Source organism: Dyella sp. 2RAB6, assembly GCF_052115385.1.
Classification (GTDB): domain Bacteria; phylum Pseudomonadota; class Gammaproteobacteria; order Xanthomonadales; family Rhodanobacteraceae; genus Dyella_D.
Genome location: NZ_JBFRGP010000001.1, coordinates 161427 through 185118 on the forward strand (window position 1 = coordinate 161427; position 23692 = coordinate 185118).

Sequence of the window (23692 nt, forward strand, 5' to 3'; positions counted from 1 at the left end):
TTGCGTATGGGTGGTTAGTGGGTACTGCCGTTTCCTAGTCGCAGCGGCGCGCCAACGCCGCTGCGGCGCTAGATCTCGCTTTCTTTGCGTTGCTTGGCCCGCTCGAACATGAGCAGGTCCAACGTGCTTGGCCCCTCCGTCCCGGTCGCGGCGAACCGCTCGCGCTGGGTGTCGGGTTTCTTGCCGTGCAAGCCGAACACAGGCGCGATTACTGCCGCGTTCGGCATCGCCGGGGCGCTGGTTGGCGGCAACTGCGCGGCAACCTGTGCGGCGTCCATCAGGCGCTCGGCGTCGAGCATGGCCTTGGCAGCTTTTCGATATTGCTTGCGGCCGCGCATGTGTTCGCGCGCAGCGTTGACGTCTGCGAAGCCCACCGCAGCCGTGCAAGGCGCCGTAGCGATGAATGTTCCATCCAGTGCATATACGTGCGCTTCGCCCTGCAGGCGCCAGGGATCGATGCGCAGCACAACCTTGCGACCGGCATGCTCGCTCAGCTGCTCGGTCCAGTACCGATTGCCGGCGAGGCGCACACTGCCATCGATCGCGCTGGCTGTGACTGCCTCGGCGGCGAGGAGCAGGAGCCGCAACTGTTCTTCGCTGACGCGCCGCACGGCATTCTTGGCGTAGCTTTCGCTAAAGACCTGGTCGAAGCTGCGGCCATTGCAAACCTTGGTCCGGCGCCCCTGTCGGGCGTTGTGCTCATGGATTTCGCTGGTTACGGTCCGCTCGAACTCGTCCCATTCAATAACGCGGCTGCCGTAGTTCGCAGGTTTGTTCATCACGTTGTTGCCGACATAGGCGCCGGCAAAAGCCGGGTGCTTGGCGATGCGATCGCAGAAGTCGCGCCATGCGCGCTCGATCGGCTTAGCCTGGCCGTGATACGGCGTTACCCAATGCACGTTGTCTTCGCCGACGAGTACGGTAATCAGACCAGCAGGGTCTTCCTCGCGGACTTTGAAGCGGTAGCGGGTCGGTGTTCCGCCCGTCATCCACTTGCTCGCGAAGGCACGGCCGTTATCGAGCCAAACGTTCCCCGGGACACCGTAGTTGCGCAGCACGTCGCCGAAGCTCAGACGCACTGCGTCGCTGCTCTCGTGATCGCAGAGTCGCCATGCCAGGATCTTCCCGCTGTACAGGTCCTGCCAGCCGACGATGCATGGGCGCCCCTCGCTGCCGTCTGGGAAGCGCACGCGGACGTCCCATCGGTGACCGTCGGCGTTCACCCCTTCGAGGGCCACGAACATGCTGCGGTCACGCTCCTGCGCCGGATAGGAACGCATCAATGCCTCCTCGCCCTCTCGCGCCAACAGACGCACCGCGCGCGGTAGCTCGCGCTCGATGCGGCGCGTAAACGTTTTGAGACTAGGGAGCGTCCAGCCGCGCCCTTTCGCAATGCGCATCAGGCGGTCGTAGCAGCTGCTCGCGGTAGGCTGTTCCAGACGCAGGTAGTCCGCTTTGAACAGCTCCCATGCCTCGGGATCGATCTCTGCAGTGGCTGTACGCCCGGTGTAGTGCGGTACGAGTAGCGCCAGCCAATCCGATGCGGGCGCCTTCTCGACGATCGCCTGCCAGCGCGCGATGCTGGCGGCGCTAGCTCCGCGAACACCTTCGCGCTGCAACTGGTCGGCGATCAGCGTGCGCGCCTGCATGATCGGCATTCCACCGCTGATTAATTTGCGAACGGCATGCAGAGCCTTAAGGCGACGGGCTGCCTCATCCTTCTGCGGCGCTTTCACCAACTCGTAATGTCGCCAGGCCGATGCAGCAGCCTCCGCCGTTCTATCAGCGCTGGGTCTGGAGGGGGCTGCTGGCTGTTGCGCCCGGTTGCGAAGCAGGACAGCGGCCTGCACCGGCGCAGGAAGCAGCGCAAGATCGAATATGCGTCGCTGCCCACCACGTGCTGCCCTGGTTTGATAGCTCCAGCCTTCGCGGGTCGCGCGCATTTCTACCGCACGCTTAGTAAGCCCCAGGGCATCAGCGATCGCGCAGAGGTCCACGGCATGTGTAGAACTACCGTCAGGCATCAAGAACCCCTCCGGAGAGTTTCGCGGAGGTATCGAGCCCGCGTTGCAAGCTCGTCTCGCTCTCGTTCGATGCGTCCAAGCTCTGCAGCCAGGGCGTCTTGTCCGATCAGCAGGCGGCCGCCCCTGACACTGGCCAGCCAGTTGGAGTAGATGAACGATTGGCAGGCCGCCTCGGCGACCGGCATGAGGTAAGCCGGGATGTTGAATTCGTCTCGGCTCTCGGCCGTGTAGCCGTCGAGCATGTACTTGCTGACTTCTTTCCCCGCGAGGCGGGTCATATCAGCCGCGACCGATTGGCGGTCCTTGCCAGACTCACGAAACATTTCGCTCAGCAGGTGGGCGACAGTCGTGCGGTAGTCCATCGAGCCGGGCAGAGTTGCGGCCGGGCGCGGAACCTCGAAGAGGTCCAAATTGTTGGGATCGCGGCGGCGCATATCTATTTCCGCGCCCCCGTTTGGTTATCGCGCCCGCGGCCTCGGGTGGTAGGCTGGACGAGCTTGACGTGATCGGGGCGCCGCGGCTTCGCACCAGGCGTTCCCCGGTTGGGCGTGACCTGGTCGGCTTCGTAGCGGCTTGGCCATATGTCGCCAGGCTTCACAGTCAAGGTGTCGGCGATGATCGCCTCCGCCTTGGGATACGGACGGTGCAGGGCGTTCGCCAGGGCCGTTCGGGCGGTATAGCCGTGATGGAAGGCCAGCTGTTGCAGTGACCAGCCGGCTTTACGCAGGGCCGCGATCACATCGGCCGGATGCCAGTCCTTCGAGGCTGGCTTTTTCGGCGCGGCGCTTGTGGTCATGTCTGAGTGGTCCCCTTGGTCATGTCTACGGCGCATAGATTAGCCCCGTTTGGGAATCGTAGGCAAGCCCATTCGGGCTTCGCACTTCCCAATCGGGAATTTTGTCAAAAGTAGAGCCCTCTACTTGTTATGAAACAAACACTTATGGAAAGCGCGAAATGACGGAAAAAGACGCCGGATCGCTTCGTGCTTCGGAAAAGGAAACTGCGAACCCCGATTGGGAGCAGATTGGTCAGCGGCTGGCGTCCATTCGGGGGTCGAAGTCACAGCCCGAGATGGCCAGGGAGTTGGGTGTTTCCAAAACGACCTACGGCCGCTGGGAGCGTGGCGTTCGTGAATTGGGCGCCGACGGGCTCCGCAAACTGTGCTGGAAGGGCTGGAATCCGACCTGGATATTGGTCGGAGGCGGCCTGCCGAGACGCTTGACGGATATGCCTTGGATGGCGGATGACCGGCCGGCCGCTCAGGCGGAGGGCGCCCTTCGCAAAACCGCTTCAGATAAGGGTTCTCAGCCTGTGAGAGCGCAGGATGCTGCGATGGAGCTGGGCTTATTGACGACGGCGGTTCGGATTACGGAGGAGGTGCTGGGCAAGTTCGGCATCCGCCAACAGGTCTCGTCCGACCAGTTCGCCGAATTGGTACGCATCACGTTCCGGGATCTGGCGCGTGGCGCTGCTGAAGACGCAGCAGGAGAAGCGCTGGACCGTATCCTTGCAATAGCCCGGAAACCGCAAACCGAATGAGTTTCAGGGGTCAATCATGGAATACGAAAAGCGCACCCAAGCGCGCATGGAACGGGCAATTAAACAGGTTCTCGGTCAGCAGCAAGCGGAACACCGCCCGCGGCAAGGACCGATCGGCACAATCCGGCGAAAGTATTTGATCTCCCGCTGTCGCTATCTGGCCGCGCAGTACGGGCTAGAGGAGGCAGTAGCCGGCTTCGTGTACGGAAAGGGCTGTGAAGCCATCACCGGGCTTGGTCTGTGCGAACTGGAGGAGCTGGAAGGTCGCCTGAGCACGATGGCGACGCGGGTGGTGGAGGCATGTGACCTGCCCGATACGCCGCCGGCGCGTTGAATGCGCTTTAAAGGCGTGTGAAGCGGGCTTTGGATTCGCCTTCATTTCGCAAACGTAGTGTCCGGGGCCGGCTATTCCGAGCCATTTTGCAAACCTGGCATGTAGGGCGATGCCCACCTCAGCCGGGCCCCGGAACCCGCGCACCTATGCGGTTTCGTCCCGATTCGTCCCTTTATTTTCCGCCTGATCCCGATTCCTCAATCCGGGTGTCCCCCAACAGGCGGAGTGGTGCGTTGCGTTTCGCCCGAACCCTCATCCGGCTGCCGCCACCTTCTCCCGGAGGGAGAAGGGTTTCACTGGGCAGTGGAGGTACCAGATCAAAGCGGAGCCGCGCGACCGGGAGCGCGCGGCCCGCGCAGCAAGGGGGAGGCTGGCGCGCTTCGGCGCGACGGCCTCCCAAGGGTGAATCGGGTGATGCCCATTTTGGCCCGTGGTTTTCACGGGCCTTTTTTTGCGCGTCTGGTTTACGAAGCGCGGCCGCCGAATTCGCCGGTGGTGGTGTTCACCCACACCTTCTCGCCGTTGGTGATGTATTCCGGCACCTGGATTTCCACGCCGGTGCTGAGCTTGGCCGGCTTGGTGCGCTTGGTGGCGCTGGAGCCCTTCAGTTCCGGCGCCGTGTCCACCACTTCCAGCATCACGCTGGTCGGCACCTGCAGGCCCACCGGTGCGTCGTCGATCAGCTGCACGTAGAAGCCTTCGGTGTCCTCGACGATATAGCCGGCGTTGTCGCCGACCAGTTCCGGACCGAGCAGGTACTGCGTGTAGTCCTCCGCGTCCATGAACACGAACGCCTGGTCGTCCTTGTAGGAATAGTTGGCGGCGCGGCGCACCAGGTCCATTTCCTTCAGGTCGTCGTCCGCGCGCAGGCTGAGGTCGTACTTGCGCGCGCCGGGGATCGAATACAGGGTGAAACGGAACGTCACGTTGCCGCCGCGCGCGGTGGGCGAGCTGCGCTCGATGTCGCGCACCTGGTAGACCGAGCCTTCGTGCTCGATCACGTTGCCTTTCTTGACGTCGGAAGCTTTCATGGGATGACCGGAGATGAGGGAAAGGGGGAGCGCTCAGGCGCTCACTTCGGCTGCAGGCGCACCGCGCCATCCAGGCGGATGGTCTCGCCGTTGATGTAGCGGTTGGTGAGGATGAAGGCGACCAGCTCAGCGAATTCCTCCGGCTTGCCCAGGCGCGACGGGAACGGGATCGAGGCGGACAGCGCCTCCTGCACCTGCGCCGGCATGCCGTCGACCATCGGGGTCCAGAAGATGCCCGGCGCGATGGTCGCCACGCGGATGCCGAAGCGCGACAGCTCGCGCGCCATCGGCAGGGTCATGCCGACCACGCCGCCCTTGGAGGCCGAATACGCAGCCTGGCCGATCTGGCCTTCATAGGCGGCGACGCTGGCGGTGTTGAGGATCACGCCGCGCTCGCCGTCCTCGCCTGCTTCGTTGGACTGCATCAGGGCCGCACCGGCCTTGGCCACGTTGAAGCTGCCCACCAGGTTGACCATCACGGTGCTGGCGAAGGTGCCCAGCGGCATCGGGCCTTCCTTGCCCAGCACACGGCCGGCGCCGAGGATGCCGGCGCAGTTCATCACCACGTTGAGGCCGCCCATGGCATCGCGCGCGGCGGCCACGTTGGCCGACACGCCGTCTTCGGAGGTGACGTCGGTGCGCAGGAAGCGGGCGCTGGCGCCGAGCGCCGTGGCCGCGGCCTGGCCTTTTTCCTCGTTCACGTCGAACAGCGCGACCTGGCCGCCGGCGGCCACCAGCCGCTGCGCCACCGCGTAGCCGAGACCGGAGGCGCCGCCGGTGATGATCGCCTTGACCTGCTGGAGCTGCATGGGGTGTCCTCGGGAATGCCGAAAAGCGGAATGGTAGCCGAGGAGCCGGGGGCGGCGCTTGTTCAGGGCGTGGGTTGGGGGGGGCGCCCGCGGCTCGCCCCAACCCGCGCCGAAGCTGGAAAGAGCGGCTTATTCCGCCGCGTAGTCGCTACCGCCAGCCGCCTGGCTGTCACGCGTGTTCTTCTGCACCGCGATCGCCGCAAACAGCGCCAGTGCATAGGACATCCCGTAGAAGCCCTTCTCGCTCAGCGCCAGCGTGGCATTCCACAAGCCCACCACCAGCAGCACGATGCTCAGCAGCACCGAGACCCAGCTCAGGCCGTAATAGATATTGGTGACCGGAATGCCTTCCAGGCGGTCGCGCACGCTCTTCTGCACCGACACCGCGGAGAACAGGCCGTACATCAGCACGGTGAAGTAATAGCCCTTCTCGTTGAGCTGCATGCCGGCGTTCCACAGGCCGGTCACGAAGGCGAAGAAACCGGCCAGCAGCGCCGCCCAGGACACGGCGATAAAAGCGGGCGAGGGTTTCTGGGGCAGCTGTTTCATGGCAGTTCCTTTGCGTGGGTGCCCCGGTGGGGCGGCGCGGCCATCCTAATCGAAGCCGCGCCATTTGCTACAGCAGCGCCTTCCACGCGGCCTGTTCGCGCAATCGGGCGAACGGGATCACCGCCGGCGGCGGCACTACCGGCGCCTGCAATTCCTTCTGCCACACGCCCACATCCCACCATTGCCCGAGTTTGTAGCCGGCCTTGCGCCAGATGCCGGCTGGCGCGAAGCCCATCGATTCGTGCATCGTCACGCTGGCTGCGCCGGGCATGGTGATCACGCCGACGGCCTGGTTGATGCCCTGCAGAAGCATGGCGTCCAGCAGCACGCCGTAGAGCTTGCGCGCGATGCCGCGGCGCTGCGCATCCTCGTGCACGTAGATCGAGGTTTCGGCGATCCAGTCGTAGGCCGCACGCTCGCGGAAGCGGCTGGCATAGGCATAGGCGAGCAGGCGGCCCTGTTCCTCCCACACCAGCCACGGATAGTGCTGCAGGCGCGCGACGATGCGCTCGCGCATCGCGGCCGCGCCGGGCAGTTCCGTCTCGAACGTGGCCATGCCCTGCAGTACGTGCGGCGTGTAGATGGCATGGATCGCGGCGGCATCTTCGGGTACGGCGATGCGGATCATGCGAGTATTTTCTCCATGCAGACGCTCTGCGGATTGGTGCGATGGTCGCCGAACGGCGGACAGCGGTGATAGCCGGCGCGCCCGTACAGCTCCAGCGCCTCGGCCTGGGCGGTGCCGGTCTCCAGGCGGATGATGCGGCCGCCGCGAGCCAGCACGTGCTGTTCCAACGCTTCCAGCAACTGCTTGCCCAGGCCCAGTCCACGGCAGGCCGGCAGCACGTACATGCGCTTCACCTCGACGTAATCGCCTTCGTCGACGCAGGCGCCGCAGGCCACCGGGGTGCCGTCCACGCGCGCCGTGACGAAGGTGACATGGGCGCGGCGCAGTTCATCCAGCGCCACCGGCTGGATATTGGCGGTGGGATAGAGCTCCGCCAGATAGCCGTCCAATTGCTGGGTCAGCGGCAGGATGTCCGGCGTGCCCGGATCCTCGACGGCGAAGCTGAGCTGGGGTCGCGTATTCACATGTACTTCCAGTTGCGCTGCTTGCCTTCGGCCAGCCACTCCAGGGTGGCGGCGAGGCGTTTCTGGCGGGTGGCGTCGGTCCTGGCCTCGCTGATCCACTCGACGTATTCGCGCTGCATGCTTGCGCTGAAGCCGTCGAAGGTCTTGCGCGCGGCAGTGTGCTTTCTCTGCGCGAGCAGGGCGGCGAGGTCTTCGGGCACGGCCGGCGCCGGTTTCGCTGCTGTTTTCGGGCGTGCGCGCCTGGCGCCGCCTTCGATCAGTGCCATCGCTTTCTTGATGTGGACAGTGAGTTCTTTTTTCGAAGGCAGATCGCGCACCGAAGCGAGCTTGCCGAACTGGCCCATGCCTTCGCCCGCGCCTTCGCCCACGCTTTCATCCGCCACGCCGAACAACTCCTTGTAATGCCAGAAATGCAGGCTGGCATGCTGTTTGAACGCCGCCATGCCGCACATCAGCGCGCCCTGGTAGCTGAAGTACGGCATGCTCCATTTCAGCGTTTCTTCCACCGCGGGGCAGGCGGCGTGCACGGTCGCGCGGATATGTTCCAGGATCGGCCGCGCGAATTCGGCGGACTTGGCGATATACGCATCGATACGCGGATCGTGGCTGCTCATGGCGCTGTCCTCACAGCTCGCGGATAAAGAACTGGTCGCAACTGAAATGCCCGGTGCCGCCCATCGGCCCCTCCAGCGTGGTGAAGCCGCTGCGCCGGTACAGCGCCTGCGCCGCGTCCATGCCGGTGAGCGTTTCCAGATAGCAGCGCCTGAAACCGAGCGCGCGGGCAGCGTCCAGGCAGCGCTCCATCATCGCGCTGCCGGCGCCGATGCCGCGCGCAGTGGGCAGGAAGTACATCTTGCGCAGTTCGCAGACGTCTTCGCCGCCGTTCTCCAGCGGCGCCACGCCACCGCCGCCGATCACCCGGTCATCCACCTCGACCACGAAGTAGGCACTGCGCGGTCGCGCATACGCGGCATGCATCGCATCGACCTCGGCATCGTGGATGGCGAAGCCGGGGCCGTCGGCGCCGAACTCCGGCATCACGGCGCGGATGATCGCGGCGACGTCGGCATCGTCGCGCGGCTCGATGGGGCGGATCAGGAAAGTCTGGCTCATGGCTGGCTATGGGGGTTCTTGTCGTCGGGGTCGCGGTAGATGCTGCCGTCCTTCATCACGAAGACCGGATGCTGCAGATCGTCGATGCGCTCGCTCGGGTCGCCGGCGAATGCCGCAAGGTCCGCGCGCAGGCCGGGCGCGATGCGGCCGAAGCGATCCTGCTCGCGCAGGATGCGCGCGGCCACGTCGGTAGCAGCATGCAGCGCCTGCGCCGGCGTCATGCCCGCACGCACCATGGCCGCCGGCTCGCGCCAGTTGCTGCCGTGCGCGAACACTCCCACGTCGCTGCCGTTGCCGATGGTCACGCCGACTTTCATCGCGCTGCGGAACGCGCGCCCGGCTTCCTGCATGCGCGCGGTCGGCTCGCTCTTGCCGGGCACGTAGTGCTCGAAATATTCGGCGGTGGATTCCACCGCGGTCAGCGTCGGCTCGTAGGCCACGCCGCGCTGCTTCATCAGGCGGAAGGTCGCCTCGCTGGCGCCGTAGCCATGTTCGATGCTGTCTACGCCGGCTTCCACCGCCATGCGCACGCCGGCGTCGCTGGCCGCATGCGCGGCAACCGGGCGGCCGGACAGATGGGCGGTGTCGACGATCGCTTTCAGCTCCGCCGCGGTCAGCGTGGGCGCGGTGCTGCCGCCAGGGCCGACCCGGTAATCCGCGTACAGCTTGATCCAGTCCGCGCCGTGGCCGGCCTGTTCGCGCACCGCACGCATGGCTTCGTCCGCGCCGCTGATTTCCTGGGCGCCGCCGGGCAGGTCCAGGTCCGGCCGGAAGCCGCGCGGCCCGGGGCCGTAGCTGGCGCTGGCGACGATGGCGCGCGTGGCCACGAACAGATGCGGGCCCGGGATCAAGCCTTCGTCGATCGCGCGCTTTACCGACACATCGGCATAGCCCGCGCCTTCCGTGCCCAGGTCGCGCAGCGCGGTGAAGCCGGCCAGCAGGGTGTCGCGCGCGTGCGCGGCGGCTGCCAGCGTGCGGTAGTCCTGCGCTTCCTTCAGCACCTGGTCGTTCCACAGCGTTTCGTTGTACGGATGCAGGAAGAGGTGGGAGTGCAGGTCGATCAGGCCGGGCAGCAGGGTGGCGCCGGGCAGTTCGACGCGGCGCGCGCCGGCTGGTGCCTGGATGCCGGAAGCCGGGCCGACGGCGGCGATGGCGCCGTCGTGCACCAGCACGGCCCAGCCGGCATGGGCCTGGTTGCCTTCGCCGGTCCAGACGCGGTCGGGCACCAGCAGGACGTCACCGGCGGCGGCCGGCAGCGATGCCCAGGCGAGCAGGACGGCGAGCAGGCGGGTTTTCCGGCGCGGGGGCATGCGGGCTTCCTTCGGTGGAAGTGCCCGATGATAGCGAGGAGTGGCGTAGGTTGGGGTGAGCGCAGCGAACCCCAACGGTCGCTGCGGCCAGGCCGGTGTTGGAGTTCGCGTTGCTCACTCCAACCTACACTGGGAGCTATTGCAACAGCGACACCTGATCGGCCGCCGTGTACCACAGCAAACCATAATGCCCATACGCATACGTCAGGCTGCCCGTCTCGCCATCGATGCTCGACGTATGCACCCCGCCCACCGTGCACACCCCGCCATAGCAATTGATCTCATCGATCCACGATTTGATCGAATACATCTTCTGCCCGAAGCGATGCCCCGCGATGCCGCTCAGGAACGGACTGCCCACCGACAGCCCCCAATAGCCGCAGGTGCTGGTGATCACGTTGAACGGATAGCTGCCGCACGACCACAAGCCATGGAACGCACCGGCAATGCCGACAAACACATCGACCTTGCCCGACACGCCGAGCTTGTCGATCTCGCGCGCTGCCAGCGTGGCGCCCATCGAATGGCCGAGCACATCGATGCGCCCGGTGCAGGAACTGGCGATGGCCGCCTTGAGCGCGTTCGCCACCGGCGTCTCTTCGCTGCCGTTATGGTCATTGCAGGCCGCGCACAGCGAATTGCCCCAGCTCGGCGCATAGATCTGCGCATCGGTATAACCGTGCTGGATCAGCGCGTCATAAGTGTTCTGGAAATCGCTGGGACTGCCGGTATTGCCGTGCACCAGCACGACGCTGTCCACGCAGGCGGCATGCAGGCTCAAGGCCGGTATCAGCAACAGCAGGGCCAGCAGGCCCAGACCCCTTCGTTTGATCGACATCGCGGTACGCTCCCTTCGCTTTGACGAGTCCCGCCGTGGCGGAACGGTAGAGAGCCGCGCGCAACGCACGGCTCCGTATCGCAAGCGACGTCACCCGCCACGGGGCTACACCAGCCCCAGCAGGTAATAGCCGCCGATCGCCACGAACACCGCTGCCGTCTTGATCAGCGTGATGGCGAAAATGTCCCGGTACGACTGGCGATGGGTCAGCCCCGTCACCGCCAGCAAGGTGATCACCGCGCCGTTGTGCGGCAGCGTGTCCATGCCGCCGGAAGCCATCGCCGCCACGCGGTGCAGTACTTCCATCGGAATGCCGGCGGCCTGCGCGTTCTTGATGAAGGTATCGGCCATCGCTCCCAGCGCGATGCCCATGCCGCCGGAGGCCGAGCCGGTGATGCCGGCCAGCGCGGTAATCGAAATGGCCTGGTTCACCAGCGGATTGGGAATGGCGTGCAGCGCGTCGGCGATCAGCTTGAAGCCGGGCAGGGCGGCGATCACCGCGCCGAAGCCGTATTCGGACGCGGTATTCATCGAGGCCAGCAGCGCGCCGCCGACCGCGGCCTTGCTGCCCTCGGCGAACGACTGCCGCACCGGTTTCCACGCGAACAGCAGCACGCACAGGATGCCCAGCAGCAGCGCGCCTTCCACCGCCCAGATCGCGGCGAGCTTGGACACCTCCTGCACCACCGGCTTGGCTTCGCCGATCACCGCCGGCACGAACGACTGCGTGGCGCCGTAGAGGCGCGGCATCGCATCGGCCAGCAGCTTGTTGGCCACGCCGACCACTACCAGCGGCAGCAGCGCCACCAGCGGATGCGCCAGGCGCGTGCCTTCGAACGGCGCCGGCTCGTTCGCCAGCACCTGGCCATAGCCTTCGCCGGCTGCCGCGGCGCGGCGGCGGCGCGATTCCAGGTAGCTCAGGCCGACGGCCAGGATAAACACCGCACCCAGCGTGCCCAGCCACGGCGCGGCCCAGGCGGTGGTGCCGAAGAACGAGGTGGGAATGATGTTCTGGATCTGCGGCGTGCCCGGCAGCGCGTCCATGGTGAAGGTGAACGCGCCGAGCGCGATGGTGCCGGGGATCAGCCGCTTGGGGATGTCCGCCTGGCGAAAGAGTTCCGCCGCGAACGGATACACCGCGAACACCACCACGAACAGCGACACGCCGCCATAAGTGAGCAGCGCACACACCAGCACGATCGACAGCATGGCCCGCCCGCGCCCGAGCAAGCCGATGGTGCCGGCCACGATCGCCTTGGAGAAGCCCGACATCTCGATCAGCTTGCCGAACACCGCGCCGAGCATGAATACCGGGAAGTACAGCTTGAGAAAGCCGACCATCTTGTCCATGAACAAGCCGGTAAACATCGGCGCCACCAGCGCGGGATCGGTCAGCAGCACCGCGCCCAGCGCGGCCAGCGGCGCGAACAGGATCACGCTGTAGCCGCGGTACGCCGCCAGCATCAGGAAGCACAGTGCGGCCAGCACGATCAGGAACGACATCCGGGGACTTCCTCGCTGCAGTACCGAAGACGGAACGCCGGCGAGTATCCGTAGGTGCCTTCGGTCACGGCACTGTACGAAGGTACAAGTGCCTCGCCGGCCGGCCCTGCCTACATTGCCCGGCATCGGCAGCCTGGGTGAGGGGCTGTTCTTCATTGCGAGGGGAACCATGAAGCGCACGCGTTTGAGTCTGGCCATCGGCCTGGTCGTGAGCCTGTCCTGCCTGCCGCTGTACGCGCAGCAGGCCAGCGACAGCCAACAGTCTGGCGCCAAGAAGACCGAGGCCAAGCAGCTGGAGGAGATCACCGTCAGCGCGCGGCGCCGCGAGGAGTCGCTGGAAAAAGTGCCGGTCGCGGTCACCGCCTTCAGCGGCGAGGACCTGAAAGACCTGCAGGCGATGAATATCGACGGCCTGCAGGGCGCGGTGCCCAACCTCAATATCGTGCAGGGCCGCGGTTCGTCCTCGGCGGTGAATATCTTTATCCGCGGCATCGGCCAGCCCGACGCGCTGCAGACCTTCGATCCCGGCGTCGGCATGTACGTGGACGACGTCTACTACTCGCGCATCCAGGGTGCGCTGCTGAATCTGTTCGACGTGGAGCGCGTGGAAGTGCTGCGCGGCCCGCAGGGCACGCTGTACGGCAAGAATTCCACCGGCGGTGCGGTGAAAGTGGTCACGCGCAACCCGGGCGAGCAGACCGAGGGCTCGGCGGAAGTGACGTTCGGCCGCTTCGGCCGGCGCGAAGGCAAGTTCTATCTCAGCGGCTCGCTGGGCGGTGCGTGGTCGGCCTCGATCGCCGGCGTGGCAACCAAGACGGATGGCTACGTCAAGGATCCCTCGACCAACCACGAATACAACGACGAAGACACCAAGGCGGTGCGCGCCAAGCTGCGCTATCACCCGTCGGACCGCTTCGACGCCGTGCTGAGCCTGGACTACACCAAGCAGGATACCGGCCTGACCCTGGGCCAGCCGGTGTCGCCGCTGATCCGCACCGACCTGGTGCGGGGCCCGGTGGTGCTGTACAAGCCGGACCTCGACCAGAAGTACAACTTCCAGACGCGCACGTCGTTCGACCCGGACAAGGGCCAGCAGCTCAAGCACGAAGGCGCCGCGCTCAATCTGAGCTGGAAGCTCAACGAGCAGTGGACGCTGAAGAGCATCAGCGCGTTTCGCAAGCTCAACAGCGATTCCTACATCGATATCGATGCCTCGCCATACCAGCTCGGCGACGTGCGGGTGGATTTCCACCAGAAGCAGACCAGCCAGGAACTGCAGCTGCAGTACGACAACGGCAGCAACCTGCAGGCGGTCTACGGCCTGTACTACCTGCGCGAGACGGTGCCTTCGCACCAGGAAGCCTACGCCAACGACCTGTTCGCGCTGGCCGGCCGCCAGATCACCTTCCTGCGCACCATCGACGACGACCTGAAGACCACCAGCTATGCCGGCTTCGCCCATGTGAACTGGCAGTTCGTGCCGTCGTGGACGCTGGCCGCCGGCGTGCGCTACAGCAGCGACGAAAAGGACTACTACCGCACCACCAGCACCTTCTGGGGCGTGCCGTTCACCGCGCTCAACGGCACGGTGGCGCTGGACAAGAGCAAGCGCTGGAGCGCGTGGACACCCACGGTCAGCTTGCAGAAGCAGCTCGATCCGCAGACCATGGTCTATGTTTCCGCCGCGCGCGGCTTCAAGTCCGGCGGTTTCAACGGGCGCGCCAACGACGCCAACGAAGCACGCAATCCGCAGTTCGCGCCGGAATACGTGTGGACCTACGAGCTGGGCCTGAAATGGCGCTCCGCCGACCAGCGCCTGCAGGCCAACATCGCCGCCTTCCACAGCGAGTACAAGGATTTCCAGGCGCGCGTGTCGGAGATCCAGAATACCGGCTCGATTACGCCGACCTTCGCCTTCCCGGTGATCAACGCCGCCAAGCTGAAGATGGACGGCATCGAGTTCGAAGGCGCTGCGGTGCTGGGCGAGGGCACGCGCCTGCAGGCGCAGGTGGGTTATCTCGATGCGCGCTACGACCGCTTCGACGACCATCGATTGATCCCCGGCGATCCGCAGTACAACCCGAACCTGCACAAGTACGTGCCGTTCTCGCCGAAGTGGACCAGCCGGCTGGCGCTGACGCAGAGCTTCACTATCGGCGACGCGGGCACGCTGACCCTGGGTGGCGACGTGTCGTATCGCAGCGAGACCTGGCTGAGCGTGGACAACTACGCGGCGCTGAGCCAGAAGGCGTACACCCTGCTGGGCCTGTTCGGTATCTACGACACGCTGGATGGCCATTGGCAGTTCCGCGCCGGCGTGCGCAATGCCACCAACAAGGTGTACAAGACCGACGGGCAGGAGTTCTCCAGCGTGGGCAATATCCGCACGGCGTACTACGGCATGCCGCGCAACTGGTATGTCAGCGCGCGCTACAACTTCTGAGCATGGACATGGCGCGGAGGAAGGCGATGAAGCATCGATGGGGGAATTGGCTGGCGGCGTGCGCGCTGCTTGCCTCGATGGGCGCGGCGCAGGCCGCGGACGTGGCGGCCTTGCCGCAGCTGAAGCTGGACGCATCGCGCGTGGCGGTGGCCGGCCTGTCCTCGGGCGCTTATATGGCGACCCAGGTGCAGATGGCCTACCCGGAGCGATTTCCCGCCGCCGCGCTGGTGGCGGGCGGGCCTTATGGTTGCGCCGACGGCAAACTCGACGTGGCGCTGAGCACCTGCATGAAGGGCACGCCGGCGGCCGATGTAGCGGCACTGGTGGAGAAGGCGCAGAAGCGCGCCAAGGCGGGCGAGATCGGCTCACTCGCCGCACTGGCGAAGGGCAGGGTGTACCTGCTGCACGGCAAGGGCGATGCGCTGGTGGCGCCGCCGGTGGCCGAGGCCGCAGCGAGCTTCTACGAGAAGCTGCGCGCCGCCGATCCGGCACTGAAGAACTTCAAGGTGCATGACGACGGCGCACGCGACTTCGCCCACAACCTGCCGATCGCGGCGAGCGGTGACGATTGCAACAAGTCGGTGTCGCCATATCTCGGACATTGCGGCTTCGATGCGGCGGGCGAGATTTTTGCCGAGTTGTTTGGCAAGCCGGCGCACGTCGCTAGCGAAGCCAAGGGCGAATTGCGCCGCTTCGATCAGAACGCCTACAAGCCCGATGGCGCCGATGCTTTCCTCGCCGACGAAGGCTATGTCTACCTGCCGCCTTCGTGCCTCGCCGGCAAGCCCTGCGGTTTGCTGGTGGCCTTCCACGGCTGCAAGCAGAACGCGACCGCGGTGGGCGAGGCCTTCGTCAAGGACGCCGGCTTCAACCGCTGGGCGGACGTGTACGGCATAGCCGTCCTGTATCCTCAGACGCGCGCCAGCATGGCGCCTTTGAATCCGCAGGCATGCTGGGATTGGTGGGGATACTCCGGAGCGAACTACGACACGCGGCAGGGTGTGCAGCTGCGCTGGCTGGTGCGTGCGGTGGAAGCGCTGGGATTGCCGCCGGCAAAGTGAGCATGTCGCGAGGCCCGCAGGAGCTGGGCGTAGGTTGGGGTGAGCCGCAGGCGAACCCCAACGTGGACGTGTGGCTCGGCGTCGATGTTGGGGTTCGCTGGCGCTCACCCCAAACTACGGTGGCGACGCGTCGATGCTGACCCCAACAGTCATCGCCACTGCCGCGCTGGTCTGGCTCGGCCTGCTGTTCGGCGTCGCCCTGCTCGGCGAACGCCGTCCAGCACTCTTCGAAAAACGCTGGTCCATCGTCTACGCCCTCTCGCTGGCGATCCACTGCACTTCCTGGACGTTCTACGGCACCGTGACCCAGGCCAGCCGCTCCGGCTGGTGGCTGCCGCCTACCTTCGTGGGCGCCATCCTGATGTACCTGTTCGGCATTGCCGTGCTGCGCCGGCTGGTGCAACTGGCGCGCGACTACAACGCGGGCTCGCTGGCCGACCTGATCGCGGTACGCCTCGGCCGCCACTCCGGCCTCGCGGCACTGGTGACGGTGGTGGTGCTGATCGGCATCGTTCCCTATATCGCGCTGCAGCTGAAAGCGGTGGCGATGAGTTTCGCCATGCTCGGCCGCGGCCAGGTGACGGAATCGCCGCCATGGCAGGACAGCGCGTTGTACGTGGCCTTGCTGATGGCGCTGTTCGCCATGCTGTTCGGCACCCGCCGCGCCTCCACCATGGCGCACAACCGTGGCTTGGTGCTGGCGATGGCGTTCGAGTCGCTGTTCAAGCTGGCGGCGATGCTGGCGCTGGGCACGCTGCTGTTCGCACCGCTGCCGGCGGGCCTCGCCGCCGCTGCTGCACCGCCACCGCACGACAGCACCGGCTTCCCCGCGATGATCCTGCTCGGCGCGCTGGCGATGTTCACCCTGCCGCACCAGTTTCACGCCGGCGTGGTGGAGTGCCGCGACGGCACGCACCTGCGTACCGCACGCTGGCTGTTCCCGCTGTACATGCTGCTGATCGCGCTGCCGATCCTGCCGCTGGCGCGATTGGGCGACGCGTGGCTGGCGCCGAGCGGCGTGCCGTCGGATCTCTACGTGCTGGCGCTGCCGATGGCACGCGGCCAGCACGGCCTGGCCTTGCTCGCCTTTCTTGGCGGCTTGAGCGCGGCCACCAGCATGGTGGTGGTGGCGACGCTGGCGCTGAGCCTGATGGTGGTCAATCACCTGATCGCGCCGCTGCGCGTGCAGGCGGGCTGGGGGCGCGACGAACACGGCGACCTGCGCGGCGAGGTGATCAACCAGCGCCGCGTGGCGATCCTGGCGGTGATCCTGCTGGCGTGGGCGTATAGCCGCGTGTTGGCGCGCAACGATGTGCTGGCCGATATCGGCGCGATTTCGTTTTCCGCGCTGGCGGGGCTGGCGCCTGCGCTGCTGGCTGCGGTCTATCGGCCGCAACTGGGGCCGCGCGCGGTAGCGACCGGGCTCGCCGCGGGCACGCTGGTGTGGTTGTACGTGCTGTTGCCGGCGATGTTTCCCGCAGTTGCGGCGTGGTGGAGCCACTGGCCGTACGGATTGCGTTGGCTGTCGCCGGACGGCTTGCTCGGGCTGGGCGAATGGAGCCGCCTCGGCCGCGCGGTGGCGGCCGGTCTCGCGGCTAATGTGGTGGCGATGTTCGCGGTGGCCGGTTCGCGCTTCGGCCGCGCGCGCAAGCCGGCGGCGGTGGGCGCGATCGGCATCGACGAACTGCGTGCGCTGGCCTCGCGCTTCCTGCCGGCCGAGCGCGTGGCGCATCTGTTCGAAGATGCACCCTCGCAAGGCTTCGCCAGCGCGGCGCGCGTGGCCGAGGTGGAACACGAGCTGGCGGCGGTGATCGGCGCGGCTTCCGCGCGCCTGCTGCTGGAAGTGGTGCGGCAGCAGCGCCGCGACGAACTCGACGCCGTCGCCGCCATCGTCGGCGAGGCGGCGCAGGATCTGCGCTTCAACCAGCGCGTGCTGGAAGCGGCGCTGGAAAACATGAGCCAGGGTATCTGCGTGGTCGACGCGGAACTGCGCCTGGTGGCGTGGAACCGCCGCTATGCGAGCCTGTTCGGTTATCCCGACGGCCTGCTGCAGGTGGGAAGGCCGGTGGCGGACCTGACGCGCTACAACGTGGCGCGCGGCATGATCGGCGCAGGCGATATCGAGGCGCGCGTGCAGCGCCGCCTCACGCATATGCGCGCCGGCACGCGGCATCTTTCCGAACGCAGCTTTCCCGACGGCACCGCGGTGGAGATTCGCGGCAACCCGATGCCCGGCGGCGGTTTCGTCGCCACCTTTACCGACGTCACCGCATTCCGCCATGCCGAGGACGCGCTGCGCGGCGCCAACGAAACGCTGGAGTTGCGCGTCGAAGAACGCACGCGCGCTTTGGCGGACGCCACCGCCGAGGCGCAGCGCGCGAACACCGCCAAAAGCCGCTTCCTCGCCGCGGTCAGCCATGACCTGATGCAGCCGCTGCATGCGGCCCAGCTGTTTGCGCATGCACTGGCCGAGCGCGGTGGCGAGGCGGCCACGGTGCGCCATCTGCAAGGTGCGCTCGCGGCGACCGAAGGCCTGCTGGCCGGTTTGCTGGATATCGCGCGGCTGGAAGGCGGCCGCCTGCGTGCGCAGCCGCGCGAATTCGCGCTGGGCGAAGTGCTCGGTCCGCTCGCGGCGGAGTTCCAGGCCATGGCGCTGGATCGCGGCATGCGGCTGAGCGTGGTGGACAGCGAAGCGTGGGTGCGTTCGGATCCGCTGCTGCTGCGCCGCGTGCTGCAGAACTTCCTGTCGAATGCCTTGCGCTATTCGGAGCGTGGCCGCGTGCTGCTCGGCTTGCGCCGGCATGGCGAACTGCTGCGGCTGGAAGTGTGGGATACCGGGCCAGGCATTGCGCCGGAAGAACGCGAGCGCATCTTCCAGGCTTTCCATCGCTTGAACCACGCGGGCGGGCAGGGGCTGGGGCTGGGTTTGTCGATCGCGCAGCGCATGGCCGCCCTGCTCGAACATCCGCTGGGGCTGCGCTCATGGCCAGGGCGTGGCAGCGTGTTCCATCTCGACGTGCCGCGCGCGCAACCGGTGTCCGTGCCGGCGCTCGCCGCGGAAGTCACGCACGGCGTGGCGACCGGTCGCGCCGTGGTGCTCGACAACGAACCCGCCGCGCGCACCGCGCTTGCCACCTTGCTGCAGGGCTGGGGCTGGGAGATCCATCTCGCCGCGCAGCCGCGCCAGGCGATGGATGCGCCATGGCGGCCGGATCTGTTCGTGCTCGACTACCACCTCGACCACGGCGTCACCGGCCTGGATGTGCTGCGCGCCTTGCATCGCGCGCATCCTGGCGTACCGGCACTGATCCTTACCGCCGACCGCGACGGCGAGCTGCGCCAGCGCATCCTCGATGCCGGCGCGATGGTGCTCTACAAGCCGCTCAAGCCGCTGGCCATGCAGCAGGTGCTGCAGCGCCTGGCGATCGCGATGGCCTGATCACAGCGCCGGTTCGCTCAGCGCCAGCGAGTTCAGCAGCACGCTGGCCTGGGTGCGGTTGCGCACGCCGAGCTTTTCGAAGATCGCGGTGACGTGTGCTTTCACCGTGCGCTCCTGGATCGACAGGCGGTCGGCGATCTGCTTGTTGAGCAGGCCTTCGCCGAGCAGGGTGAGCACGCGGTATTGCTGTTCGGTCAGCCGTGCCAGGCGCGCGGCGAGATCGGCATCGGCCGGATCGGCCGGAAGCGCAGCCACCGCCTGCGCCAGCACCGGCGGCAGCCAGGTGCCACCGGCCAGCACGCTGCGCACGGCGTCGCTGATCTGCGCGGGCGACGCACTCTTGGCGATAAAGCCCGCGGCGCCGTGGTCGAGCACGCGGCGCACGGTGCGCGCTTCGTCATGCGCGGAAACCACCAGCACGGCCACGCCCGGATGCTGGCCGCGCAAGGCGGCGAGTCCGGACAGGCCCTGGCTGCCGGGCATGTTGAGATCGAGCAGGACCAGGTCGGTGTCCGGGTCCGCCGCCAGCGCGGCCAGGGCGCTGGGCAGATCGGTGGCTTCGTGGATGCGGCCATCGGCGACGCTTTCCGTGACGGCCTGGCGCAGGGCGGTGCGGAACAGCGGGTGGTCGTCGGCGATCAGGAAGGTGGGCATGAAGAGGGACGTTAGCGGGGTGGGGGCACGGCGTCGAGGGTTGCTCGCCAGTGCCACAAACCCGCTGTACCTTCGTACGATAGCGCGCCAACCGCCGCTTGCTATGGTGGCGCGATGACCATCCTCTATCGCTCCTGGCTGTTGCTCGTGCCGCTGCTGGCCGCCTGTGCGGCGCAGCCGCCTTCCTCTCATCGATCGGGACAGGGTTTCATGCGCGATCCGGATTTCATTGAAGGCGACGTGTGGGTCAGCGAGCATCGCGGCGGCGACGATCTGCTGAGTGCGGGACTGGGCCTGGCCGGGTTGGCCGGCGTGCCCGCGCCGTATGCCGATGCCGTGCATCCGACGCCGCAGGAACTGCGCCGGCGTGCGATCCAGAACAGCTGGAAAGGCATCGCCGATCTCGGCCCGCTCGGCGGCTATGGGCGCGTCTATGGCGCGGTGCCTGAAGTGCCGGGGCGCGAGTACCAGGCCTTCGCGCGCATTCCCGGCGCGCATGCGCCGCATCGCGTGCTGCTGCAGCTGCCGGACCATTTCGATACGCAAAAGCGTTGCCTGGTGGTGACGGCCTCGTCCGGTTCGCGCGGTATCTACGGTGCGATCGCGCTGGCCGGTGCATGGGGTTTGCCGCGCGGTTGCGCGGTGGTCTACACCGACAAGGGCACCGGCGCGGGCTATTTCGACTACGCCGACGACAGTGGCGTGAAGCTCGACGGCACGCGCGCGAAGCGTGGCGAGGCGCCGCTGGAATTCGAACCGGCGAAGACATCCGCCGCAGCCGGCGTCGCGATCAAGCATCTGCACTCCGGCGATCATCCGGAAGCCGACTGGGGACGCCACGTGCTGCAGGCGGCGCGCTTCGGCCTGGCCATGCTCGACCGCGCGTATCCGAACCAAGCGCCGTTCACGGCGCAGAACACGCGCATCATCGCCACCGGCCTTTCCAACGGCGGCGGCGCGGTGCTGCAGGCGGCGGGTCTCGATCAGGAAGGCGTGCTCGCCGGCGTGGTGGCACTCGAACCGAACGTGCACGTCGAGGGCCACGGCCGCGCGCTCTACGACTACGCCACCGACGCGGCACTGTGGCTGCCTTGCGCCTTGAGCGACGCACGCTTCGACAAGACGCCCCTGGCCCGCGGCAAGGACGGCAAGCCGCCGGCCGCATGGCTGGCGCGTTGCACCAGCCTGCGCGAGCAAGGGCTGGTCGGCGGCGATACGCCGCAGGCCCAGGCCGCGCAGGCGTACGAGCATCTGCATGCGGGCGGCTGGACGGATGCCGCGCTGAACGTGGCGGCGAGCACGCAGGCGTTCGATCTGTGGCGTGCGATCGCCGCCGGTTATGCGTCGTCTTATCTGCGTCGCGGCGCGGCGGACATGCCCTGCGGTTTCCACTACGCCACGACCGCCGAGGCGACGCCGGCGGTGCGCGCCTCGTGGTGGGCGGATGCGGCCGGTATTCCTCCAGGCAATGGCATCGCACTGCTTGGCGGCACCGATACTTCTACGGACCCCGCGCTGCCCGGCACGCGCTGCCTGCGCGCGCTGTGGGACAGCACCGGCGCCGACGTCGCCGACCTGCATGCCAGCGTCGCCGCGACCTCGGTGCGGCTGCCTCGCCCGGAGCTGCCGCTATGGGTGCTGCACGGCGCCGAGGACGGCCTGCTGCCGACCGCCTTCACCTCCGAACCCTATGTCGACTGGCTGCGCGCGCTGGGCCGCCATCCGCTGTACTGGAAGGTGCCTTACGCGCAGCACTTCGACGCCTTCCTGCCGCTGCCGGGTTTCGGCGAGCGCCACGTGCCGCTGCTGCCCTATGGCTACCTGGCGCTGGACCGGCTGTGGAGCCACCTGTACGAAGGCGCGCCATGGCCGCGCGAGGCCCCGGCAGTGCCGGCGAGCCGTCCCCGCGGCGCCGGGGCGATCGAGCGGGCGGCGCTCGGCCTGCCCTGAACGGGGTGGCCTGAACAGGCCGCCCGGCTGGAGTATCCTTGCCGGCTTCCGTCCGTCCAAGGAACACCGATGACCATCCATGCGACCTTCACCACCAACCGCGGCCCCATCCACCTGCGCCTGCACGACGACAAGACGCCGGTGACCGTGGCCAGCTTCGTCAACCTGGTGCGCCGCGGTTACTACGATGGCCTGAGTTTCCACCGCGTCATCAACGACTTCATGGTCCAGGGCGGCTGCCCTGAGGGCAGCGGCCGCGGCGGCCCGGGCTACAAGTTCGAGGACGAGTTCAATCCCGCGCTGCGCCACGACAAGCCGGGCGTGCTGTCGATGGCCAATGCCGGTCCGCGCACCAACGGCAGCCAGTTCTTCATCACCCATGGCGCCACGCCGTGGCTGGACGGCAAGCACAGCGTGTTCGGCGAAGTGGTCGGCGCGGAAGACCAGAAGGTGGTCGATGCGATCCGCCAGGACGACGTGATCGAGAAGGTCACCGTCGAAGGCGACGTGGACGCACTGCTGGCCGCCCAGGCCGAGCGCGTGAAGGAATGGAACGCGGTGCTCGACCAGCGCGGCTGAGCCTCGTTTTCCTGCGAATGGAAGAAGGCCGCTGTCGGCGACGACAGCGGCCTTCTTCATTAACGATGCCGTCACATGCGGCTAGCCGAAGCACGTCTAGAATTGCCGGACGCGCCAGACGTGCGCTACCGGGGTAGACCTTTCAATCTTAGGGAGAGCAAACATGGCATCACTTAATGATCTGCTGGGCGGCCTGGGTAGTCTGCTGGGGCAGGGCGGCCAGGAAGGACAGGGCGGCTCGCTGATTTCCGTGGCGGGCCAGCTGATCGACAAGGCCGGCGGCCTGCAGGGCCTGCTCAACATCCTGCAGCAGCATGGCCTGGGCGAAGCGGCGCAGTCGTGGGTCGGTTCGGGCGCCAACCAGCAGGTGTCGGGCGACCAGCTCGGCCAGGCGCTGCAGAACGGCGGCCTGGGCTCGGTAGTGCAGGAGGCGGCCGGCAAGCTCGGCGTCAATCCGGGCGACCTGCTGGGCCAGCTGTCGCAGGTGCTGCCGCACGCGGTGGATCACCTCACCCCCGACGGCCAGGTGCCGCAGGGTGGCAGTGGCATCGATCTGGGTTCGCTGGCCTCGCTGGCCGGTTCGCTGCTGGGCGGCAACAAAGCCCAGGTCTGACGGTCAGGTCTGACGGTTGCGAAAAAGCCGCCGGCGGGTTGCCCCGCCGGCGGCTTTTTTTGTGCTCAGGTGGTGCGATTGCGGTTGAACACGAAGTGGTAGATCAGCAGCAGCACCACGGCGCCGAGAATCGAGCCGACGAAATGCATGAGGCCCGTTCCAGGCCACCAGCCGAGCTGTTCGCCGACATAGGTGGAGATGAAGGAGCCGGCGATACCCAGCAGTGCCGTGATGATGAAGCCGCCCGGGTCCTTGCCCGGCATGATGGCCTTGGCGAGCAGGCCGACGACCAGACCGACGATGATTACCCACAGCCAATGCATACCCGTTCCTCCGTCATGATTGGATAGTCCCCTGAGTACGACTGGCGGGCGCCTTCCTGATGGCCCGCTGCCTCCGGTGGCCTGGTGCGCCGAAGCGACCGGTAGCGAGCGCATCATGCCCCGCCCGCGGTCCGATTGCACCGGGTAGTTCCAGCGCCGGCAAGGACTTGCGACAACCCCGGATGCGGCAGCGCCGCATGCTAAAATCGCCGGGTTTGCTGCCTCCGTCCCCCAAGAGCCTGTTGATGATCTTCCCGTGGCCCGCGTTGCCTTTGAATGGCCGTCAGGTGGTAGCGCGTGGCGCAGCGCCTGGCTGGCTGCCAGGTCAAGCCGCGCGCTGCCGCATGGCGGCCATTCAAAGGCAACCCGGAGGGCCGGGCCTGTTTGCCCGCATGGCGGCGTCATCACTCAGTCGTGTACGGACGTACACTCCTTCGCTCTTCCTTGCCCTGCGCGCAAACAGACCCGGCGCGGGCTACGGGAAGATC

Annotated in this window: 23 protein-coding genes; 8 read left to right on the forward strand and 15 right to left on the reverse strand. The window is 66.9% G+C overall.

What is annotated here, in order from left to right:
- Positions 1-68: 68 nt before the first annotated feature.
- From AB4083_RS00875 to AB4083_RS00885, 3 genes are all read right to left on the reverse strand, one after another.
- The gene (locus AB4083_RS00875; RefSeq protein WP_441605863.1) at positions 69-1943 is read right to left on the reverse strand and encodes a transposase domain-containing protein; all 1875 of its coding nucleotides are present in this window, start codon (positions 1941-1943) and stop codon (positions 69-71) included.
- An 80-nt stretch (positions 1944-2023) separates the two neighbouring features.
- On the reverse strand, positions 2024-2458 hold the full coding sequence (locus tag AB4083_RS00880) for a hypothetical protein (protein ID WP_441605864.1): 435 nt from the start codon (positions 2456-2458) through the stop codon (positions 2024-2026).
- A 2-nt stretch (positions 2459-2460) separates the two neighbouring features.
- Positions 2461-2820 (reverse strand): helix-turn-helix domain-containing protein, encoded by a 360-nt coding sequence (locus AB4083_RS00885; protein WP_441605865.1) that lies wholly within the window; start codon positions 2818-2820, stop codon positions 2461-2463.
- A gap of 158 nt (positions 2821-2978) precedes the next feature.
- Between AB4083_RS00885 and AB4083_RS00890 the strand changes: the two genes are divergently transcribed.
- Positions 2979-3563 carry a helix-turn-helix domain-containing protein gene (locus AB4083_RS00890; RefSeq protein ID WP_441605866.1) on the forward strand — a complete coding sequence of 195 codons (585 nt, stop codon included), beginning with the start codon at positions 2979-2981 and terminating at the stop codon, positions 3561-3563.
- A gap of 16 nt (positions 3564-3579) precedes the next feature.
- Positions 3580-3897 carry a hypothetical protein gene (locus tag AB4083_RS00895; protein ID WP_441605867.1) on the forward strand — a complete coding sequence of 106 codons (318 nt, stop codon included), beginning with the start codon at positions 3580-3582 and terminating at the stop codon, positions 3895-3897.
- Positions 3898-4361: 464 nt separating this feature from the next.
- Here the strand turns inward: AB4083_RS00895 and efpL are convergent, their stop codons facing one another.
- The 10 genes from efpL to AB4083_RS00945 form a co-directional block, all read right to left on the reverse strand.
- Positions 4362-4928, reverse strand: coding sequence for an elongation factor P-like protein EfpL (gene efpL / locus AB4083_RS00900; protein WP_441605868.1), 567 nt, complete (start codon positions 4926-4928; stop codon positions 4362-4364).
- Positions 4929-4969: 41 nt separating this feature from the next.
- On the reverse strand, positions 4970-5737 hold the full coding sequence (locus AB4083_RS00905; protein WP_441605869.1) for an SDR family NAD(P)-dependent oxidoreductase: 768 nt from the start codon (positions 5735-5737) through the stop codon (positions 4970-4972).
- A gap of 129 nt (positions 5738-5866) precedes the next feature.
- Positions 5867-6286, reverse strand: a complete 420-nt coding sequence (yiaA, locus tag AB4083_RS00910) for an inner membrane protein YiaA (RefSeq protein ID WP_441605870.1) — start codon at positions 6284-6286, stop codon at positions 5867-5869.
- A 67-nt stretch (positions 6287-6353) separates the two neighbouring features.
- Positions 6354-6914, reverse strand: a complete 561-nt coding sequence (locus AB4083_RS00915) for a GNAT family N-acetyltransferase (protein WP_441605871.1) — start codon at positions 6912-6914, stop codon at positions 6354-6356.
- Entirely contained in the window at positions 6911-7378 is a 468-nt protein-coding gene (locus AB4083_RS00920; RefSeq protein ID WP_441605872.1) for a GNAT family N-acetyltransferase, read from the reverse strand. The genes AB4083_RS00915 and AB4083_RS00920 overlap by 4 nt, the downstream gene beginning before the upstream one ends.
- The gene (locus tag AB4083_RS00925; RefSeq protein WP_441605873.1) at positions 7375-7992 is read right to left on the reverse strand and encodes a YdeI/OmpD-associated family protein; all 618 of its coding nucleotides are present in this window, start codon (positions 7990-7992) and stop codon (positions 7375-7377) included. The genes AB4083_RS00920 and AB4083_RS00925 overlap by 4 nt, the downstream gene beginning before the upstream one ends.
- A gap of 10 nt (positions 7993-8002) precedes the next feature.
- Positions 8003-8491: a GNAT family N-acetyltransferase gene (locus AB4083_RS00930; RefSeq protein ID WP_441605874.1), complete on the reverse strand. Its 489-nt coding sequence runs from the start codon at positions 8489-8491 to the stop codon at positions 8003-8005.
- Entirely contained in the window at positions 8488-9801 is a 1314-nt protein-coding gene (locus tag AB4083_RS00935) for an amidohydrolase family protein (RefSeq protein WP_441605875.1), read from the reverse strand. The genes AB4083_RS00930 and AB4083_RS00935 overlap by 4 nt, the downstream gene beginning before the upstream one ends.
- Positions 9802-9937: 136 nt before the next feature.
- Positions 9938-10639 carry an alpha/beta fold hydrolase gene (locus tag AB4083_RS00940; protein WP_441605876.1) on the reverse strand — a complete coding sequence of 234 codons (702 nt, stop codon included), beginning with the start codon at positions 10637-10639 and terminating at the stop codon, positions 9938-9940.
- 105 nt (positions 10640-10744) lie between these two features.
- On the reverse strand, positions 10745-12142 hold the full coding sequence (locus AB4083_RS00945; RefSeq protein WP_441605877.1) for a GntP family permease: 1398 nt from the start codon (positions 12140-12142) through the stop codon (positions 10745-10747).
- A 169-nt stretch (positions 12143-12311) separates the two neighbouring features.
- On the opposite strand from AB4083_RS00945, the gene AB4083_RS00950 reads away from it, so the two are divergent.
- The 3 genes from AB4083_RS00950 (at position 12312) to AB4083_RS00960 (ending at position 19085) form a co-directional block, all read left to right on the forward strand.
- Complete coding sequence (locus AB4083_RS00950; protein WP_441605878.1) at positions 12312-14585, forward strand: TonB-dependent receptor; 2274 nt, start codon at positions 12312-12314, stop codon at positions 14583-14585.
- 26 nt (positions 14586-14611) lie between these two features.
- The gene (locus AB4083_RS00955) at positions 14612-15646 is read left to right on the forward strand and encodes an extracellular catalytic domain type 2 short-chain-length polyhydroxyalkanoate depolymerase (protein WP_441605879.1); all 1035 of its coding nucleotides are present in this window, start codon (positions 14612-14614) and stop codon (positions 15644-15646) included.
- Positions 15647-15779: 133 nt separating this feature from the next.
- On the forward strand, positions 15780-19085 hold the full coding sequence (locus tag AB4083_RS00960) for a hybrid sensor histidine kinase/response regulator (RefSeq protein ID WP_441605880.1): 3306 nt from the start codon (positions 15780-15782) through the stop codon (positions 19083-19085).
- On the opposite strand, the gene AB4083_RS00965 is transcribed toward AB4083_RS00960, so the two are convergent.
- Positions 19086-19739, reverse strand: coding sequence for a response regulator (locus tag AB4083_RS00965; RefSeq protein ID WP_441605881.1), 654 nt, complete (start codon positions 19737-19739; stop codon positions 19086-19088).
- A 114-nt stretch (positions 19740-19853) separates the two neighbouring features.
- On the opposite strand from AB4083_RS00965, the gene AB4083_RS00970 reads away from it, so the two are divergent.
- The 3 genes from AB4083_RS00970 (at position 19854) to AB4083_RS00980 (ending at position 22881) form a co-directional block, all read left to right on the forward strand.
- A complete protein-coding gene (locus AB4083_RS00970) occupies positions 19854-21689 on the forward strand; it encodes a 3-hydroxybutyrate oligomer hydrolase family protein (RefSeq protein ID WP_441605882.1) in 1836 nt (611 codons plus the stop codon).
- Between the two features lie 69 nt (positions 21690-21758).
- On the forward strand, positions 21759-22268 hold the full coding sequence (locus AB4083_RS00975) for a peptidylprolyl isomerase (protein WP_441605883.1): 510 nt from the start codon (positions 21759-21761) through the stop codon (positions 22266-22268).
- Positions 22269-22431: 163 nt separating this feature from the next.
- A complete protein-coding gene (locus AB4083_RS00980; protein ID WP_441605884.1) occupies positions 22432-22881 on the forward strand; it encodes a YidB family protein in 450 nt (149 codons plus the stop codon).
- A gap of 65 nt (positions 22882-22946) precedes the next feature.
- Here the strand turns inward: AB4083_RS00980 and AB4083_RS00985 are convergent, their stop codons facing one another.
- Positions 22947-23204: a GlsB/YeaQ/YmgE family stress response membrane protein gene (locus tag AB4083_RS00985; RefSeq protein WP_441605885.1), complete on the reverse strand. Its 258-nt coding sequence runs from the start codon at positions 23202-23204 to the stop codon at positions 22947-22949.
- Positions 23205-23692 lie beyond the last annotated feature (488 nt).